We start from the raw sequence: 16,743 nt of genomic DNA on the forward strand, positions 1-16,743 counted from the left end.
GTGAGCGCGGCGAGACCGGTCGCGGTCGTGTGCGGGAACGTGACGCTCGATCGCGTCGGGGCCGGGCTCGTGCCGGGCGGCTCGGCGTGGTACGCGGCGCACACCCTGCGCGCGCTCGGCGCGGACGCGCGGGTGCTCACCTCGTCCGGCGCCGACTACCCGAGGGAGGCGCTCGCGGGCGTGGAGGCGCGGATCGCCCCCGCGCCGCGCACCACGCTGTTCGTGAACGTGCACGCACCCGGCGGCGAGCGCACGCAGCGGGTCGAGGCCGCCGCGCCGCCGCTCGATCCCGCCTCGCTGCCCGCGGAGTGGCGTGGGGCGGACGTGCTCCACCTCGCCCCGGTGCTGGGCGAGCTCTCGCCGCGCGCCTTCGCCGACGTCGCCGGCGCGGGGCGGGTCGGCCTGGGCGTGCAGGGGCTCGTGCGGGCGGTGGCACCCGACGGCGCGGTGCTGCAGCCGCGCTGGTCCTTCGCGCCCGAGGACCTCGCCGGCGTGACCGCCGCCTTCGTCGGGGAGGACGATCTGCGCGGCCAGGGCGATCTGCTGGCGCGCCTCTCCGCCGCCGTGCCGATCGTCGTGTTCACGCGAGGCGCCGCCGGCTGCGAGATCATGGCGGAGGGCCGCACGCTGCGCGTGGGGGTGTTTCCGACGCGAGAGGTCGATCCGACGGGCGCGGGGGACGTGTTCGCGGCCGGGTTCCTCTTCGCCCTCGCGCGCGGCGCCGACCTGGCCGAGGCGGGCCGCCTCGCCGCCGCGGCGGCGTCGATCGTGGTCGAGGGCGTGGGAGGGGAGACCCTCGGCCGCGTCGGCGAGGCGTTCCAGAGGGCGAGGATCGTGACTGTCGCGGGGTAGTGGCGCCCGGTCGAGGTCGAGGTCGAGGTCGAGGTCGGGGTCGTCGTTCTACCTCCCCCTCCCCATCGTCCGCAGCGCCGCCGTCCACAGCCGCACCTCGCTCCTCGTCAGCCGCGCGCGGCGGAGCGGCGAGAGGAGGTCGCGGACGGCGTGGCGCTCCGGGCCGGCCAGGAACCCGGTCTCGCGCAGCGCCGCCCGCAGCATCTCCTCCAGCCCGCGCAGCTCGCCGTCGGTCGCGCCCGCTGCCGCCGGGGCTGGCTCGCGCGTCGCGAGCGCGGCGCGGCGGAGCTCGTAGGCGTACAGGAGCACGGCCTGCGCGAGGTTCACGGACGGCTGCGCCTCGTCGGTGGGGATGGCGGAGAGATCGTGGCAGCGGAGCACCTCGTCGTTCGCGAGCCCGCTGCGCTCGTCGCCGAAGACGAGCGCGGTGCGGCCCGCCGGCGCGCGCTCCATCGCCTCGCGCGCGACCTCCGCCGGGGAGAGCCGCCGCTTGCCGCGCACGCGCCGGGAGCTCGTCCCCACCACCCAGGCGCAGTCGGCCACGGCCTCGTCGAGCGTCCGGACGAGCCGGGGGCGGTCGAGCAGATCCTCGGCGTGCACGGCGACGCGCCTCGCGGTCGCGAAGTCGTGCGTCCCGAGCTCGGCGATGGCCCAGTCCGCCAGGCCGAAGTTCTTCATGGCGCGCGCCACCGCTCCGAGGTTCTCGGGGTTTCGCGGCCGGAGCAGGACGATGCGCACCGGCGGCGCCGCGGGGTTCGCTCGGGACATGCGCGCATCCTAACCGCACTCGCCCGCCCGCTCGGCCGGCGTCCCCACGCGCCCGCGCGCCCGTCCACCGCCTCGACGGGAGCGCCCCGACGAGCCCCCTCGCGCCCTGCGTCTGCGCGAGGTTCCATGGGGCGGCCGGGAGGTGAGGTCATGCGGGTTCGAGAGGTGATGACGCGAAACGCCGTGACGATCGGCGTCGACGAGACGTTGGTCGCCGCCGCGCGGAAGATGAAGGAGCTCGGCGTCGGCGCCCTGCCCGTGCTCGCGGAAGGGACGCTCACGGGGATCCTCACCGACCGGGACCTGACGGTGCGGGCGACCGCGGCGGGGGCGGACCCCAGGCGGACGCGCGTGCGGGACGCGATGACGCCGCAGGTGGTGGCCTGCACCGAGGACGACGAGCTCGCCGAGGCGGCGCACGCGATGGAGGCCTGCGCCGTGCGGCGCCTCATCGTCCTCGATCGGGAGGGACGCCTCTGCGGGATGCTCTCGGTCGAGGACCTCGCCGGCGCGAGCACCGCGCTCGCGGCGGAGGTGCTGCGCCGGGCGCGGGACCCCATGCTCCCCGCGCCTTGAGGGGGCGCGACGAGCGTGCGGCGCCCCGGACCGGGGCGCCAGGTCGGGTGTCGCGTGCTAGAAAGCGCGCGTGCTCGACGGCCCCTTCCAGCTCCCCATCGCCTTCGACGTCGCCGCCGCGTTCCTGTTCGCCATCACGGGCGCGATGGCCGCGGTGCGCAAGCGCTACGATCTCGTCGGCATCCTCGTCCTCTCCTTCGCGACCGGGCTCGGCGGCGCGCTGCTGCGCGACGGGCTCTTCCTGCAGCAGGGGCCCGCCGCCGTCCTGACCGACGGCCGCTACCTCCTCGGCGTCCTCGGCGGCGGCGTCACCGGCGCGTTCTTCGGGCGCCACCTGCACCGCGTCCGGCTGGTCATCGAGGTCATCGACGCCCTCGCGCTCGGCGTCTACGGCGTGGTGGGCGCCCAGAAGTCGCTCGCCGCGGGGCTCCCGCTCGTGTCGGCCGCGCTCGTCGGCTGCGTGAACGCGGTCGGGGGCGGCGTGCTGCGCGACGTCCTCGTGCGCGAGGAGCCGCTCATCTTCAAGCCAGGCGAGTTCTACGCGCTCGCGGCCCTGGCGGGGGTGGTGCTGTTCATCGGCCTCGCGGCCGGGGCGCGCCTGCCAGAGGAGACGGCCGCGCTGGCCGGGATCGGTCTCGCGTTCATGGTACGGCTCCTCTCGATCCGGCTCGGCTGGCGTACGGGTGCGTTCGAGCCCGAGGGGTCCCCGCCGACCCGTCCATGATCCTGGCGCCTGCCCGGTTGCTCGCAGTCAAGGCGAGCGACCGACCCGTTTGCGTACAGTCCGCGCGCCTTGGAGAGACCCATACAGGTCTTCAACCCGCGGTACGCATCAGGAGCTCGAATGCACTTCGCCCGGATCCTCGTCCTCTCCCTCGCCGCCGCGCTGCCGCTCTCGGCTCTCGCGGCCGGCGGTCACGACGGCGTCGGCTGCGCCGGCTGCCACGCCATCCACACGGCCAAGGGCGAGATCATCTTCGCGGTGGGGCCGAACAAGGTCGCCCAGAACCCCCGCACGAAGTCGGCCTACACCGCCTCGACGGCGCTCTGCCTCGGCTGCCACGAGGAGTCCTCGAAGGGCGGCCAGGGCTATGCGCCGGTGGCCGGTCACATGAGCCACCCCTACGGCCTGGCGTCGGTGAACTCGAAGGTCGCGAACGTCCCCGCCGACCTGCTCCGCAACGGCCGCTTCGAGTGCGTCGGCTGCCACGACCCGCACCCATCGAACCCGAACCACAAGTACCTGCGCGTCGACACCGCGAAGGGCCAGAACATGGACGCGTTCTGCGGCGTGTGCCACTCGGTGAAGGCCGACCCGAGCGTCGTCTCGAAGAAGGCCGCGGTCTTCACCTCGATGGATCAGCGCGCCGGCGTCGCCGCCCCGGCTGCCTCGAAGAAGTAGCCCTCCGTCGCCGCGTTGTCCCGAGGCCCCCGGCGAGCGTCGCCGGGGGCCTCGCCGCATCACCGCGAGAGGGGCCCCGGCAGCTGGGCGTGCCGCGCGCCCGGCCCCGTCGGTCGCCAGACCTCGAGCATGCCGGTCGGCGAGGAGCGGTAGACGCGCTCGAAGCGCGCGCGGAGATCGCGCTCCATGCGCGCGCCGCACGGGCTCGCGAGCGCCTCCGGCGTCGCGCCGTACAGGAGCACGTAGTCCACCTTCGCCCGCACGGCCGCGCGCAGGTCGATGCAGGGGGGCTCCCCCTCCATCCGCCCCAGCGATCCGGCGAGCAGCAGGAACGGGTTGTTCTGGTCCGGGAAGCGGACCGGGCAGTGGTCGGTGAACGCCTGGCTGTTCTTCAGATCCACCCCGCCGTTCCGGGCGACGATCCAGCCCGTCGCGTGCAGGAGCGGCTTCACGCGGTAGCCCAGGTTCCGCCCGTTCTCGTCGCGCGGCCCGTGCGGCGAGACGGCGACCGGCAGGAGCACGCGGTCCGGCCCGAGGGTCTCGGCGGCCGCGACGTACTCCTCCACGTGGGCGGAGAGCTGGAGCTGCTTCTCGAGGCGGATCCCCGTCACCACCACGGCGATCCCGGCGAGGGCGAGCGCCACGCGCCGGACCGCGATGGCGGGCGCCGCGCCGGTGGCGATCCACGCCGTCACCGACAGGAAAGCGAACAGCGACAGGCGGTCCGAGACGTGCGCGCCCGCCGCCACGACCTCCGGGATGGCGAAGTAGAGGACGGCGAAGGCGGCCGCGGCGAGGAGCCACCCGTCGTACGGGCGGAGCGTGCGCGTGCCGGTGGCGCGCACCAGCGCGAGGTGCACCACCCCGACGAAGAGCACCAGCGACACCGCGCAGGCGAGGAGGATCTCCCGCCGGTCGATCGAGACGAGCGCGTAGGCGGTGGCGAGCTTCGCGGCGAGCTCCAGGAACGGGAGGCGCGAGGAGACGCTGTCGGAGTGCGCGAGGAGCCACGCGACGAGCAGCGCCCCCCCGGGCAGCGCCGCCAGCGCCACGGCGCCCGAGCGGAGGGCGTAGGCTCGGAGCACGAGGCGACGGCGCGCGGGGCGGCCGCGGGCGCGGTGCAGCGCGAGCGCGAGGCGCCAGGCGAGCAGGGCGCCGATCGCCAGGAACGCCCCGGCGAACGCGACGGAGTGAGCGAAGAAGAGGAGCAGCGACAGCACCGCGAGCGCGAGCCAGCGCGCCGGCCCGAGCCGCCCACGCCTCCGCGCCCAGAAGCCGACGGCGAGCAGCGCGAGCGCGAGCCCGTAGCAGAAGTTCCAGAAGCCCATGTGGAACGGGAACGCGTGCACGAACGGGAACGCGGCGAGGGCGGCCCACCATCCGTCCCTCCCTCGCGGGAGCAGGGCGCGGAAGCCGAGCGGGAAGAGCACCGTGTAGCCGGTCAGCACGAGCTTCTCCGCCGTGACCGGCCCGACCACCTGCAGGAGCCCGGCGAGGATCGCCTGGGTGAGCCAGTTCGGCTGGGCGCCCCAGTTCGCGACGTACCAGTGCTGCAGCAGTGGGGACTCGCGGTAGTGCAGCAGGGCGAGCACGTTCTCGACGTGCAGGGGTCCGTCCTGCGTCGGGAAGTAGGGCGCGATCCAGATCGGCAGGACGTGGAGCAGGAGCAGCCCCGCGAAGATGGCCGGGGCGATCCACGCCCCGGGCCGAGGCTCCGAGAGGGCGGCCCGAGGCGCGCCGGCGTCCCCGGGACCCCACGCGAACCGGAGGCTCCCGAGGTAGTTCACCGCGAAGGCGACGCCGATGCCGGCCGACTGGGCCACGTAGCGGAGCGCGCCGAGCTCCGGGCGCCCGAGCAAGCGCCGGAGCGCCACGGCCACGAGCACGAACGTGGCGAGCTGGATGACGCCGCCCGCCAGGCACACCGCGTGGTAGCGCAGGAGCCGGCGCACGATCCCGGCGCCCAGATCTCGCCGATCGCTGAACGTGAAGCCGTCGTTGAGGAGGAAGTTCGTGACGATGCTCGTCTCGATCGCGAGCGCCGAGGCGACGACGTCCTGGAGCTCCAGCACCGCCGCGAACAGGTGCAGGGCCGCGAGGTTCACGAGGACGCCCGAGAGCCCGACCAGGGCGAACCTCGCGACACGACCCTTCATCGGGCATTCCCCTCCCGGTGCTCACCCTGTGAGCCCCGCTCCCGAAGGGCATTCCCGCGACGGGGCGCTACGCCCACGAGGGTGTCGCGGACATGGCTCCGCCGTGCGCCGCGTCACCCTCGCCCGCCGTGCGGTCAGGCGCAGCGTTCGTGCTCGCAGAGCGAGAGCACGATCCCGAGCACGTCCTCGAGGTCGAACGGCGCCTCGCCCCGTTCACGCGCCCGAGCTCCCCCTTCTGCGGTCATGGTGATCACCGGCACGTCCCCCAGCCGCGGATCGGCGCGGACGGCGCTCACGAACCCCCGCGCCGCGCCGCTCGCCCGCCGCAGATCCACGATCACCACGGCGGGAGCGACGCCGTCGCCGAGCCGAGCGAGCCCGTCGGTGAGATCGCTCGCGACGACGACGTCGGCGCCACGGCCGGCGAGCGCCTGCACCACCGAGGCGCGGACGTCCGCGTCGTGCTCGATGAGGAGGACTCGACGGCGCTCGGGCATCGCACGAGCCTACCGCGGCCGCGCGCGCTCTTCGGTCTCACGACCGCGGGACGCGCCCGTGTGGCCAGGGGTGCGCGGCGCCCTGCACCGCCGATCAGTTCACGAACGAGCCGCGCGGCCGCTCGGCGGCGACGCCGAGGAGCTCGAGGCCCTGTCGTGTCAGGAGATATCTCACCGTCCCGCTCCCGCGCTCGGTGTCGATCCTCGCCTCGAACGCGGGGCCCGTGATGGCGCCGAGCTGGAGCGTCCGCTTCAGATTGACGACACGTCCGTTCATGAGGTCGCCGGCGACCTGCCCGACGGAATCGTCGCGCCGGTACAGGTCGACGGCCGCCTCGTGCAGCGTCGCGGCGAGCGACGGCGAGAGCGGGATGGACGAGAAGAGGACGGAGATGAGGGTCCAGGCCTGGGTGGCTTCCGCGGACATCGCGCGCATTGTACCCCGCCCGGCCGACCGGGCGCCGCCGGCGCCCGCGGCCGGGCGCGGTGGGGTGTAGTCTGCGCGCGTGAACCTGCTCCTCGTCGAGGCCTCGGAGCTCGCGCCCGATGGCACCGCCCGGCTCGCCGGGCGACGCGCGATGCACGTCCACGGGGTGCTGCGCGCCTCGGCGGGGGACCGGATCCAGGCGGGCGTGATCGGCGGCCGGATGGGCGAGGCCGAGGTGCTCTCCGCGAGCGAGGGCGAGGTCGTGATCGCGCCGCGGCTCGAGCACCCTCCTCCGCCGCCCTCGCCCGTCGCGCTGCTCGCCGCGCTGCCCCGGCCGAAGATCCTCCGGCGCGTGCTGCAGGCGGTCGCGTCCATGGGCGTGAAGCGGCTGGTGCTGCTCGGCAGCTACCGCGTGGAGAAGAGCTATTTCGGCACGCCGTTCCTGGATCCCGCCGCGATCCGGGCGGAGCTCGTCCTCGGGCTCGAGCAGGGTCGTGACACCGTGCTGCCGGAGGTCTCGGTGCGCCGCTTCTTCAAGCCGTTCGTGGAGGACGAGCTGGACGAGACCTTCCCGACGCGCGCGCGGCTCCTCGCCCACCCGTCCGGGAGCGATCCGCTCGAGGCGCTCGCGCCCGGCGCGGAGCGGGCGTGCCTCGCCATCGGTCCGGAGGGCGGGTGGACGCCCTACGAGGCGGCCGCGCTGTGCGCGCGCGGCTTCACGCCGTTCTCGCTCGGGCCGCGGGTGCTCCGCGTGGACGCGGCGGTGCCGTACGCGGTGGGCCAGGTGGAGCTCTGGCTGCGCCGCGCGGGCGCCGCTCCGCCGCCCCTCCGCTGAGCGGCCCGGGCGCGTCGACCCGGGCGGGAACGCACCTTCCGCGGTGGCGACCTGCGGCGTGCACCCCATCACGGTTGGGCCTCTCCCGACCCGTGGTGTATCTGTACTCGACACTCTCGCCCCGCCGCACCGCCGGCTCACGAGGTCTCGACATGAACGTTCCGGAGCTCTCCCCTCCCGCCCGCCTCCTCCTCGGCCCCGGCCCGAGCCCCGTCCACCCGCGCGTGCTCCGCGCGATGTCGACGCCGCTCCTCGGGCACCTCGACCCGAAGTTCCTCGAGATCATGAACGAGGTGCAGGCGCAGCTCCGCGGCGTCTTCCGCACCGAGAACCCGTTCACGATCGCCGTGTCGGGCACCGGGTCCGCCGGGATGGAGGCCGCGCTCGTCAACGTCGTGGAGCCGGGCGACACCGTCGTGGTCGTCGCGGCGGGCGTCTTCGGCAACCGCATGGCCGACATCGTCGGCCGCTGCGGCGCGAAGCTCGTGAAGATCGAGATCCCCTGGGGCGAGACCTGCGATCTCGGCCGCATCGAGGAGGCGCTGAAGGCGGAGCGCGTGAAGGCCGTGGGCCTCGTGCACGCCGAGACCTCCACCGGCGCGCACCAGCCGCTCGAGGGGCTCGGCAAGCTCTGCCACGCTCACGGCGCGCTCCTCGTGGCGGACACGGTCACGTCGCTGGGCGGCGTCCCCGTCGAGGTCGACGCGTGGGGGATCGACGCCTGCTACTCGGGCACGCAGAAGTGCCTGTCCTGCCCGCCGGGCCTCGCGCCGCTCACCCTCTCCGCGCGCGCGCTCGACGTGGTCCGCGCGCGCAAGACGAAGGTGCAGAGCTGGTACCTCGACGCCTCGATGATCGCGGACTACTGGGCGGAGGGGAAGCGCGCGTACCACCACACCGCGCCCATCAGCATGGTGTACGCGCTGCGCGAGGCGCTCCGCCTCGTGCACGAGGAGGGGCTGGAGGCCCGCTTCGCGCGCCACCGCCGCCACTCGGCCGCGCTCATGGCTGGCCTCGCCGCCCTGGGCTGTGCCCCGCAGGCGCAGGAGGGGCGGCGGCTGCCGACCCTCAACTGCGTGAAGGTGCCGGCGGGCATCGAGGAAGCGCCGGTCCGCAAGGCGCTCCTGCTGGAGCATGGCATCGAGATCGGCGGCGGCCTGGGACCGCTCGCGGGCAAGGTCTGGCGCATCGGCCTCATGGGCGAGGGAGCGCGGCAGGAGAGCGTGCTCGTGGTGCTCGCCGCGCTCGAGCAGGCGCTCGCGAAGCAGGGCAAGGCGCCGAAGCCGGGCACCGCCACGTCTGCGGCCCTCGAGGTGTACGCGCGCGGGTAGCGCCGCCACGGGTCGCCCGACGCCGTGGTCGTCGTTCCGCTCGTCGCGTCGACGGCGCAGGCGCACCCGGGTCGGGCGGTCGGGGTCGCGGTCGCGGCCGGGGTGGTCGCGGTCGCGGTCGCGGTCCGTCGCGGACGGGGTCGCGGTCGGGGTCGGGGTCGCGTCGACGTTGCGCGCGGGATGAGCGGCTTCGATCCCGCCCCGCGCATCGTCCCCCCTCGCGCGTAACCCCAACGACCGCTCCCCCGCTCGCTCCCCTTCCGGCCCACCGTGCTTCCGCCCTCGGTGCGCCTCGTGGGGCATCCGGGCGGGCAGCCGCCCAGGGGTGGTCCCACCGGGCGGGCGCCCCCGCGCGCGACCGCACAGGCGCATCGCCGCGTTCTCTCGCAGCGTTTTCCTCGGCGCGGCCCGGAACGTCGGGGGCGAGCTCGGGACCGAGCGCTCGCTCTCCGTGTGCCCCAGTCTCGCCGCCCGTACGCCTCTCCCCCGAGCCCCTCCAGGCTCGCCCCGCCGGGTTCGCTTCCGGGGCTCGCTTGCCCTCCATAGGTTCGCCGACGAGTGGGAAACGGAGGCATCTCGAACATGCACGTCGGTGACGACACCGTTGGCCTCGTGGCCGAGTTCAAGCGTCGGAAGGGGCCGGCGTGGCGGCGCGCGCTGGACCTCCTCACCGAGGCCTCGCAGCGCCGCTCCGCGGAGCGCGAGGCGACGAGGCGTCCCCGGCCGCTGCCGGAGGTCAGGGTGGCCCGCTCGCGGCTCGACGCCGCGATCGAGGCGCGCGTCGCGGTGCGCGCCGGCGTCCGGCTCGAGGACTTCCTGCGCAACCGGCTCGCCAAGTACGCGGCCCGGCTCCCCGTCACGCTCGAGGACCTGCCGGTGGTGATCGACATCGACGGAGGCGAGCCGGTGGTCCGCGCCCGCCCCTCGGCGACGCCGGTCCCCGCCACCTACGCCGCCTCGTACGCGACGTACGCGGCGCCGGCCCGGATGGACGAGCAGGCGCGCTGGATGAAGTCGCTGGTGGAGCGCGAGGGGCCCTTCGCCGCGCAGGAGATCCGCGAGGCCGAGGCCGAGGTCGCGGCGCTCGACGGCCGCGTGGCCGCCGCCCGCGAGCGGGCCGAGCAGCTCGCGCGCTCCCTCGCCGACGATCTCGCCGCCGGCAAGGTGCCGGGCCCGGTCGCCGTGGACGCGACGCCCGAGCAGCTCGGGCGCCCGCCGGTCGCCTCTCCCGTGCCGGAGGTGGCCCTGCGCGGCTTCGTCCTCGCGCTGGTCGTCGCGGAGGCCTTCTTCTTCTCCGGCCCGATCCTCGCCGCCCAGGGGGTGGACCCGACCTACATCGTCGAGGCCTTGAGGGGCTCGCCGGTGCCGGTCGGCATGGCGGTCGTCTTCGCGCTCGGCGCCGCCGCCGCGGTGTTCGCGTTCGCGTCGGTCGCGCTCGAGCGCGCGGCCCAGCTCGACGCCGCGGCCGACGGCGGGCGCCGCCGGGGCCTGGGCGGCAGCGCCGCGCTCTTCGCCGCGCTCCTCGCCGGCGGCGTCGTCGCCGCCGCGACCGCGCCGAATCGGCTCGCCCACGTCGCCCTGCTCGCCCTCGTCCCCTTCGCCGGCGCGCTCCTGCTGCGCGCCGCCGCGCGGCTCCAGACCAAGCGCGACGCCGCGCTCGAGGCGGCCCTCGCGTGGGATCGCGTGCTCGCCCGCGACGTGTCCGAGCGTGCCCGCCGCGGCGAGATCGTCGACCAGGCCCGCGCGGAAGTGGAGCGCCTCGAGACCGAGCGCGCGGAGGCGCGCCGCCGCGTGCGGCTCCTAGAGCAGCGTGCCGTGTCCGCGGAGCGCGCCTCGGCCGAGCGCGGCAAGCTCGAGTCCCGGCGCCTCGACCGCCTCGCCGAGTCGCTCGCCGGTGCGCTCGAGCTCGACCGCTACGCCTTCCTCCGCCTCACCACGGAGGCGACCCACGACGCCCTCGTCCGGCCCGTCCGGCGCCTCGAGCGGTCCTCCGAGCGGCTGGGCGTCGCGGGATGACGGTGGTCACCGCGCCCTGACGCGCGTGCCGCCGGCGAGCGCGTCGGTCGGGTGCAGCACGACGCGGTCGCCCTCCGCGAGGCCCGACGCGATCGCCGCGTGGGATTCGCCCTGCTCCGCGATCGTCACCTCGCGGAGCCGGGCGCGCCCGCCCTCGACGGCGAAGGTGGCCCACCGGTCGCCCTTGCGGAAGAGCGCCGACGCCGGCACGAGGAGGGCGTCGTCGCGGGCGGCGACCACCACGCGCGCCTCGAGCGAGAACCCGTCCCCGAGCCGCTTCCAGCCCTCCCCCACCGGATCCACGATCGCGAGGACGCGCTGCTCCTCCACGCCGAGCGCCGAGACCTTCGTGAAGGCAGCCGGCTCCACGCGGCGCACGCGCCCGGCGAGCGTGCCAGGACCACCCCAGCGAACGATCTCCACCGGCGCGCCCGGCGAGACGCGCACCGCCTGCGTCGTGAGGAGCTCCACCTCCACCTCCAGCGCGCAGCAGTCGCCGATCTCCAGGATGGGCGTTCCCGCGGCGATGGGCCCCTCGCTCTCGCGGAGCACCGCGAGCACCCGTCCCGAGGCGGGGGCGCGGAGCGGGACGCGCTCTCCCCCTCGCGCCGACGCGCCCGCCAGGGCGGCCCGCGCCGCCTCCACCTCGGCTGCCGCCCGGCGGACGGCGTGCTCCGCCCTGCCGGCCTCCTGCGCCCCGGCCTGCGCGGCCGACTCGGCGGTCTCCACGCTGGACGCGGACGCCGAGCCGCCCGAGGCGAGCGCCCGGACGCGCGCGAGGTCCCGGCCGGCCTGCGCGGCCTCGACCCCGGCCCGGTCCGCCGCGGCGCGCACCTCCTCCTGCGCCGCGCGCGCGACTCGCAGCCGCGCCTGCAGCTCCGCGCGGGTGCGCGCGTCGAGCGGCGCCGACGCGGCGGGGGTCACGACCGCCACCACCGCCCCCGCCTCGGCCTCATCCCCGGGCCGGAGCGCGACCCGCTCGAGGTGCCCCGAGACCGGCGCCGAGACGACGAAGCGCTCGCGCACGCGCGTCTTGCCGGTGCCGTCGACGGTCTCGCGGATGGGGCCGCGCGCGACGGTGCCCACCTCCACGGGCACGCGCCCGGGCCGGAGCGCGAGCGCGACCGCGCCCGCGAGCGCGGCGGCGGCCAGGGTGAGGAGCGCGGCGCGGGTCGGGCGGACGGCCATGCTCACTCCCTCGACTTCAGCACCTCGACCAGGTCGAGGCGGCGGATCCAGCGGAGCGCGACGAGCGTGACGAGGGCGGAGGCGCTCGCGACGACCAGCGCCGCCGTCGCGAAGGTGGGGCGCGCGATCGTCGTCGGCAGCCGGTAGAGGTCGGTGCTCGTCGCGCTGGCCGTGTACGCTACGAAGGCGTACGCCACGAGGAAGCCGGCCGGCACCGCCGCGGTCACGTGCAGCGCGATCTCGCCGGCCAGGAGCCGCCAGGCCTCGCCGCGCGTGAAGCCGATGACCCGGAGCGTGGCGAGCTCCCGCTCGCGCTCCGAGTACGTCACGCGCGTGGAGCTGTAGACCACGCCCGCCGCGATGGTCAGGGCGAGCACGGCGATGACGGCGAGGTAGAGGCCGAGGAGCTCGGCGATGAGCGCGCGGAACGCCGCCACCGCCGCCGCCCGCAGGGTGACGCCGGCGACGTTGGGCCGCGCGCGCAGCTCCGCCTGGACCTCCGGCAGATGGCGCGGGTCGATCGCGAGGTGCGCGCCGGAGACGAGCGCGCCCTCCCCGAGCAGCGCGCCGAGGTGGGCGCGATCGACGGTGGCCTGCACGCCCAGGTAGTCCTCGACCGTCGCCACGACCGGGAGACGGAGGCTGGGCCGGCGCCCCTCGAGCACCTCGGCCTCGAGGGCGTCGCCCGGGACGACGCCCAGGATCTCGGCGAGCTTCTTCGAGAGGACGATCCCCGCCGGCGGGACCGGCACCACCGCCCCGTCCCCGTCCACGAGCCGCGTCAGGGCCGCGTCGCGGTCCACGCCCAGGAGCGGGGTCCGGTGGGTCCGGTGGCCGCTGCGGAGGACCGCCGCCACCGCGCGGAACGGCTCGACGCGGCGGACGCCGGGGAGCGCGCGCAGCTCCGCCTCGACGTCCCCGGCGAGCGCGTGGGTGAACGTGACGGTGCCGTCCTGCCGCTGCCCCTCGACCATGACGCGCAGGAACATGACGTCGAACGCGTCCCCCGCGAAGAAGGCGACGACGAGGATGCCGATGGCGAACGCCAGCCCCAGGGCCGAGAGGGCGGCCCGCGCCGGGCGGCGCGCGACGTCCCGCAGCACCATGCGCGCGCCGGGCGAGGCGAGCCGCGCCCCAGCGAGCCGCTCGAGGGCGCTGCGCCGGTAGGTGGGCGGCGTGGCCGGGCGCATCGCCTCGGCGGGCGGGAGCCGCACCGCGCGCCCGACCGCGCCGAGCGCGCCCGCGAGCGCCCCACCCACCGCGAGCGCGGCCGCGAGCGCCACGACGCCCACGTCTCCCTCGAACACCAGCACCGGCAGCCGGTAGAAGTCGGCGTAGGTCCGCGCGAGGCCGTGCCCGAGGGCCGCGCCGCCGGCGGCGCCGAGCGCGGCCCCGGCGCCCGCCACGAGCGCCACGAGCTTGGCGTAGTGCAGCCCGATCTCGCCGGAGCCGTACCCGACGGCCTTGAGCATCCCGATCTGCTGCCGCTGGGTCGCCACGAGGCGCGACATCACGAGCGAGACCAGGTAGGCAGCGACGCCCAGGAAGATGACCGGGAGCGCCGCCGCCACCGCCTTCAGCTGCGAGATCTCGTCGGTCAGGAACCGGTGAGAGACGTGCTCGCCCCGCCCGTAGGCGCCGAGCCCGCCGTACGGCGCGAGCACGCGGTCGACCGCGGCGACGACCGCCTCCTCCCGCGCCCCCGGCGCGAGCTGGAGCGACACCTCGTCGAAGGCGCCCTCGAGGTCGAGCGCGGCCTCCAGCGCCTCGCGCGGCAACCAGAGGATCCCGTAGTGGCGGTCGTCGGGGAACACGTCCCCCGGGCGGATGGCGTAGACCACCTCGGGCGAGATCGCGATCCCCACGACGCGCACTCGCTGCGCCCGCCCGTTCACCACGAGGTCGAGCACCGCGCCCGGGGCCAGCGCGTTCGCCTTCGCGAAGCCCTCCGACGCGAGCGCCTCGTCGAGGGCGCCGGGCGCGAGCGCGCGCCCCGCGCGCAGGTAGGGCACGTTGAGCTGCGGCTCGCCGGGCGGGAGGGACAGGACGCGCGCGGTGGCGGGCTCGCCGGAGCCCGGCACCGTCACCGTGGCACCGCCCACGACGCGGGTCTCGAGCGTCGCCACCCCCGGCAGCTCCGCGAGGCGCTCGCGCACCGGCTCCGGGACGCGCCGCGCCTCGGCGAACACCTGCGCGAAGCGGTGCGTGTCGTAGTAGCGGGCCCGGCTGCGCTCGAGCGCGCGGTACGTCGCGACCGAGCCGACGAGCAGCGCCACGGCGCACGCGACCAGGGCGGCGATGGCGACCGCCTGCAGCGCGAGGCGCCGCAGGTCGCGGAGCAGCTTGCGATCGAGGGCCCTCACCAGGACAGCTCCGCCGCGGACCGCCGCCTCGCGTTCCGCTGCTCGCGCACGATCCGGCCGTCGGAGAGGGCGATCACGCGGTCCGCCATGTCCGCGATGCTCGCGTTGTGGGTGATGAGCACGGTGGTCGTGCCGACCTCCCGGTTGACCCGCTCGATCACCTCCAGCACCAGCCGTCCGGTGGCGGCGTCGAGGGCGCCGGTCGGCTCGTCGCACAGCAGCACGTCCGGCCGCTTCACGACCGCGCGCGCGATGGCGATCCGCTGCTGCTCGCCCCCCGAGAGCTGCGCGGGGAAGTGGTCGAGGCGCGATCCGAGCCCGACCATCTCGAGCGCCTCCTCGGGTCGCAGGGGGTGCTCGGAGATCTCCGCCGCCAGCGCGACGTTCTCGCGCGCGGTCAGGCTCGGGACGAGGTTGTAGAACTGGAACACGAAGCCCACGTGGTCGCGGCGGTAGCGGGTGAGGAGCCGGTCGTCGCGCGTGGCGAGATCGTGATCGCGCCAGCGCACCGTCCCGGCGGTCGGCGCGTCGAGCCCGCCGAGCACGTTGAGGAGCGTGGACTTGCCGCTGCCCGAAGGGCCGAGCAGGACCACGAGCTCGCCCTCGTGGAGCTCGAGGTCCACCCCGCGCAGCGCGCGCACCTCCACCTCGCCCATCCGGTAGACCTTCTCGATCCCCCGGGCGCGGAAGACGGCTGGCCGCACGTCGGTCATGGCCCCTCGCCACCTCGATGCTCCGCCCCGCCCGCGCACGCGTCAATGCGCGCAGCAGCGCGGACCTGGGTGGGGCACGGAGGAGAGGGAGCGGGCGGGCGCGGCCGCGATCGCGCCCAGCGCGGTCGAGGTCGAGGTCGGGACTTCGCCGTCGAGGGTGCAGCCCCTACGGCCCCCGCACCGGCGCGTAGAACGACACGCCGCGGACGTTGGCGTTCACGTTCAGCGGATGCTGCAGGGGCGGGAAGGCGCGCTGCTCGCAGTCCATCCGCTCGCAGAGGCGGCACGTGACGCCCACGGGCACCACCGCCTCGCGGCTCTCGAGGTCGACCCCGTCGGCGTAGACGAGCTCCTTCGCCCGCGACGCCTCGCACCCGATGGCGAGCGCCAGCACCGAGCGGGGGGCGTGGTACCCCGCGCCCTCGCGGTTCACCGTGCGCGCGACCCAGAAGAACGTCGCCCCGTCGGGCATCCGCGAGAGCTGGGTGCGGAAGAGGCCCGGGGTGGTGAAGGCCTCGAACACGTTCCAGCGCGGGCAGGCGCCGGAGAAGCGCGCGAAGCGCAGGCCGGAGGCGCTGAAGCGCTTCGAGATGTTGCCGGCGATGTCGACGCGCACGAGGTGCAGCGGCACGCCCTCCGCGCCCGGGCGGCGCAGGGTGGTGAGGCGGTGGCAGGTCTGCTCGAAGCTCGTCCGGAAGCGGTGGCCGAGCAGGTCGATGTCGTAGCGCTCCGAGCGCGCCGCCTCGAGGAACGGGCCGTAGGGCATGAGCACGGCGGCGGCGAAGTAGTTGGCGAGCGCGACCCGGGCGAGGGCGCGCGACGACTCGCTCGTGAGGTGCCGGTCCGCGGCGATGCGGTCGAGCACGCCCGCCATGGTGAGCAGGCCGATCTGGTAGGCGAGCTGGAAGTTCCGGCTGCCGCGGCGGAGCACCTCCGACAGGGAGAGCACCTTCGACTCCTCGTCGTAGCGGCGCACCGCCCCCTGCAGCTCCGCGGCGCGCACGACGCGGACCTGCACGCCCAGCTCCGCCAGGTAGCGCACCAGCCCCGCGTAGAGATCGTCGCGATCGATGCGCGCCTCCCGCCAGATCGCCTCCGCCCCCTCCTCCAGCTCGGCGAAGTGGTTCATGTGGCGCTGGACGAGCTCCGAGACCTCCTCGGTGGGCAGGTGGGAGGAGTCGAACCCGGACAGATCGCCGTCCGAGAGGGTCGCCGCGAGGGTGTCCGCCGCCTCGCGCGCGGCGCGGTAGGCCTGGTACAGCGTGAGGACGGCGCGCCCGGCGTTCGGCGTCGCGGCGCAGAGGTCGTGCACCTCCGCGTTGGTCACGTCGTGCGCGTCGAAGATGGGATCGCCGAAGACCTCCATGAGATCGGCCACGCTCCGGGCGTGGTTCTCCGCGGAGAGCGCCTTGAGGTCGAGGTCGAGGATGTCGGCGAGCTTGATGAGGAGCGGGGCGGACAGGCTGCGCCGGTTGTGCTCGATGAGGTTCAGGTAGCTCGCCGAGATGCCGAGCCGCTCCGCGAGGTGCGCCTGGGTCAGGCCGCGCTGTCGTCGAAGCGAGCGAACCTTGGCTCCGAGGTGGGCCGCATCCCGCATGGAGCGCCTCCTTCAGGTCGGG

At 75.5% G+C, this 16,743-nt stretch carries 15 protein-coding genes; 7 read left to right on the forward strand and 8 right to left on the reverse strand.

Going from position 1 to position 16,743, the window contains the following annotated elements; translation table 11 throughout:
• Entirely contained in the window at positions 1–852 is an 852-nt protein-coding gene (locus ANAE109_RS15115) for a PfkB family carbohydrate kinase (RefSeq protein ID WP_012097756.1), read from the forward strand.
• Between the two features lie 48 nt (positions 853–900).
• Here ANAE109_RS15115 and ANAE109_RS15120 read toward each other — a convergent pair whose 3' ends face one another.
• The gene (locus ANAE109_RS15120) at positions 901–1,620 is read right to left on the reverse strand and encodes an RNA methyltransferase (RefSeq protein WP_012097757.1); all 720 of its coding nucleotides are present in this window, start codon (positions 1,618–1,620) and stop codon (positions 901–903) included.
• A gap of 168 nt (positions 1,621–1,788) precedes the next feature.
• Between ANAE109_RS15120 and ANAE109_RS15125 the strand changes: the two genes are divergently transcribed.
• The 3 genes from ANAE109_RS15125 to ANAE109_RS15135 all read left to right on the forward strand — a co-directional run bounded on the left by ANAE109_RS15125 (position 1,789) and on the right by ANAE109_RS15135 (position 3,598).
• On the forward strand, positions 1,789–2,196 hold the full coding sequence (locus ANAE109_RS15125; protein WP_234945153.1) for a CBS domain-containing protein: 408 nt from the start codon (positions 1,789–1,791) through the stop codon (positions 2,194–2,196).
• Positions 2,197–2,266: 70 nt separating this feature from the next.
• The gene (locus ANAE109_RS15130) at positions 2,267–2,920 is read left to right on the forward strand and encodes a trimeric intracellular cation channel family protein (RefSeq protein WP_012097759.1); all 654 of its coding nucleotides are present in this window, start codon (positions 2,267–2,269) and stop codon (positions 2,918–2,920) included.
• A gap of 120 nt (positions 2,921–3,040) precedes the next feature.
• Entirely contained in the window at positions 3,041–3,598 is a 558-nt protein-coding gene (locus ANAE109_RS15135) for a cytochrome c3 family protein (protein WP_012097760.1), read from the forward strand.
• Between the two features lie 59 nt (positions 3,599–3,657).
• On the opposite strand, the gene ANAE109_RS15140 is transcribed toward ANAE109_RS15135, so the two are convergent.
• The 3 genes from ANAE109_RS15140 to ANAE109_RS15150 all read right to left on the reverse strand — a co-directional run bounded on the left by ANAE109_RS15140 (position 3,658) and on the right by ANAE109_RS15150 (position 6,678).
• The gene (locus tag ANAE109_RS15140; protein ID WP_012097761.1) at positions 3,658–5,754 is read right to left on the reverse strand and encodes a GtrA family protein; all 2,097 of its coding nucleotides are present in this window, start codon (positions 5,752–5,754) and stop codon (positions 3,658–3,660) included.
• Positions 5,755–5,888: 134 nt separating this feature from the next.
• The gene (locus ANAE109_RS23565) at positions 5,889–6,251 is read right to left on the reverse strand and encodes a response regulator receiver protein (RefSeq protein ID WP_012097762.1); all 363 of its coding nucleotides are present in this window, start codon (positions 6,249–6,251) and stop codon (positions 5,889–5,891) included.
• Positions 6,252–6,345: 94 nt separating this feature from the next.
• Entirely contained in the window at positions 6,346–6,678 is a 333-nt protein-coding gene (locus ANAE109_RS15150) for a hypothetical protein (RefSeq protein ID WP_012097763.1), read from the reverse strand.
• A 79-nt stretch (positions 6,679–6,757) separates the two neighbouring features.
• Here ANAE109_RS15150 and ANAE109_RS15155 point away from each other — a divergent pair, with 79 nt between their 5' ends.
• From ANAE109_RS15155 to ANAE109_RS15170, 3 genes are all read left to right on the forward strand, one after another.
• Positions 6,758–7,513, forward strand: coding sequence for a 16S rRNA (uracil(1498)-N(3))-methyltransferase (locus ANAE109_RS15155; RefSeq protein ID WP_012097764.1), 756 nt, complete (start codon positions 6,758–6,760; stop codon positions 7,511–7,513).
• A 152-nt stretch (positions 7,514–7,665) separates the two neighbouring features.
• Positions 7,666–8,844, forward strand: coding sequence for an alanine--glyoxylate aminotransferase family protein (locus ANAE109_RS15160; protein ID WP_012097765.1), 1,179 nt, complete (start codon positions 7,666–7,668; stop codon positions 8,842–8,844).
• Between the two features lie 558 nt (positions 8,845–9,402).
• Positions 9,403–10,860, forward strand: a complete 1,458-nt coding sequence (locus ANAE109_RS15170) for a hypothetical protein (protein WP_143827981.1) — start codon at positions 9,403–9,405, stop codon at positions 10,858–10,860.
• Between the two features lie 6 nt (positions 10,861–10,866).
• On the opposite strand, the gene ANAE109_RS15175 is transcribed toward ANAE109_RS15170, so the two are convergent.
• The 4 genes from ANAE109_RS15175 to ANAE109_RS15190 form a co-directional block, all read right to left on the reverse strand.
• Positions 10,867–12,048, reverse strand: coding sequence for an efflux RND transporter periplasmic adaptor subunit (locus ANAE109_RS15175; protein ID WP_012097767.1), 1,182 nt, complete (start codon positions 12,046–12,048; stop codon positions 10,867–10,869).
• 2 nt (positions 12,049–12,050) lie between these two features.
• A complete protein-coding gene (locus ANAE109_RS15180; protein ID WP_012097768.1) occupies positions 12,051–14,411 on the reverse strand; it encodes an ABC transporter permease in 2,361 nt (786 codons plus the stop codon).
• On the reverse strand, positions 14,408–15,124 hold the full coding sequence (locus ANAE109_RS15185; RefSeq protein ID WP_012097769.1) for an ABC transporter ATP-binding protein: 717 nt from the start codon (positions 15,122–15,124) through the stop codon (positions 14,408–14,410). Before ANAE109_RS15185 ends, ANAE109_RS15180 begins: the two co-directional genes overlap by 4 nt.
• A gap of 166 nt (positions 15,125–15,290) precedes the next feature.
• Positions 15,291–16,721: a short-chain fatty acyl-CoA regulator family protein gene (locus ANAE109_RS15190; protein WP_012097770.1), complete on the reverse strand. Its 1,431-nt coding sequence runs from the start codon at positions 16,719–16,721 to the stop codon at positions 15,291–15,293.
• Positions 16,722–16,743: the final 22 nt, after the last annotated feature.

Source organism: Anaeromyxobacter sp. Fw109-5 (assembly GCF_000017505.1).
Taxonomy (GTDB): Bacteria; Myxococcota; Myxococcia; order Myxococcales; family Anaeromyxobacteraceae; genus Anaeromyxobacter.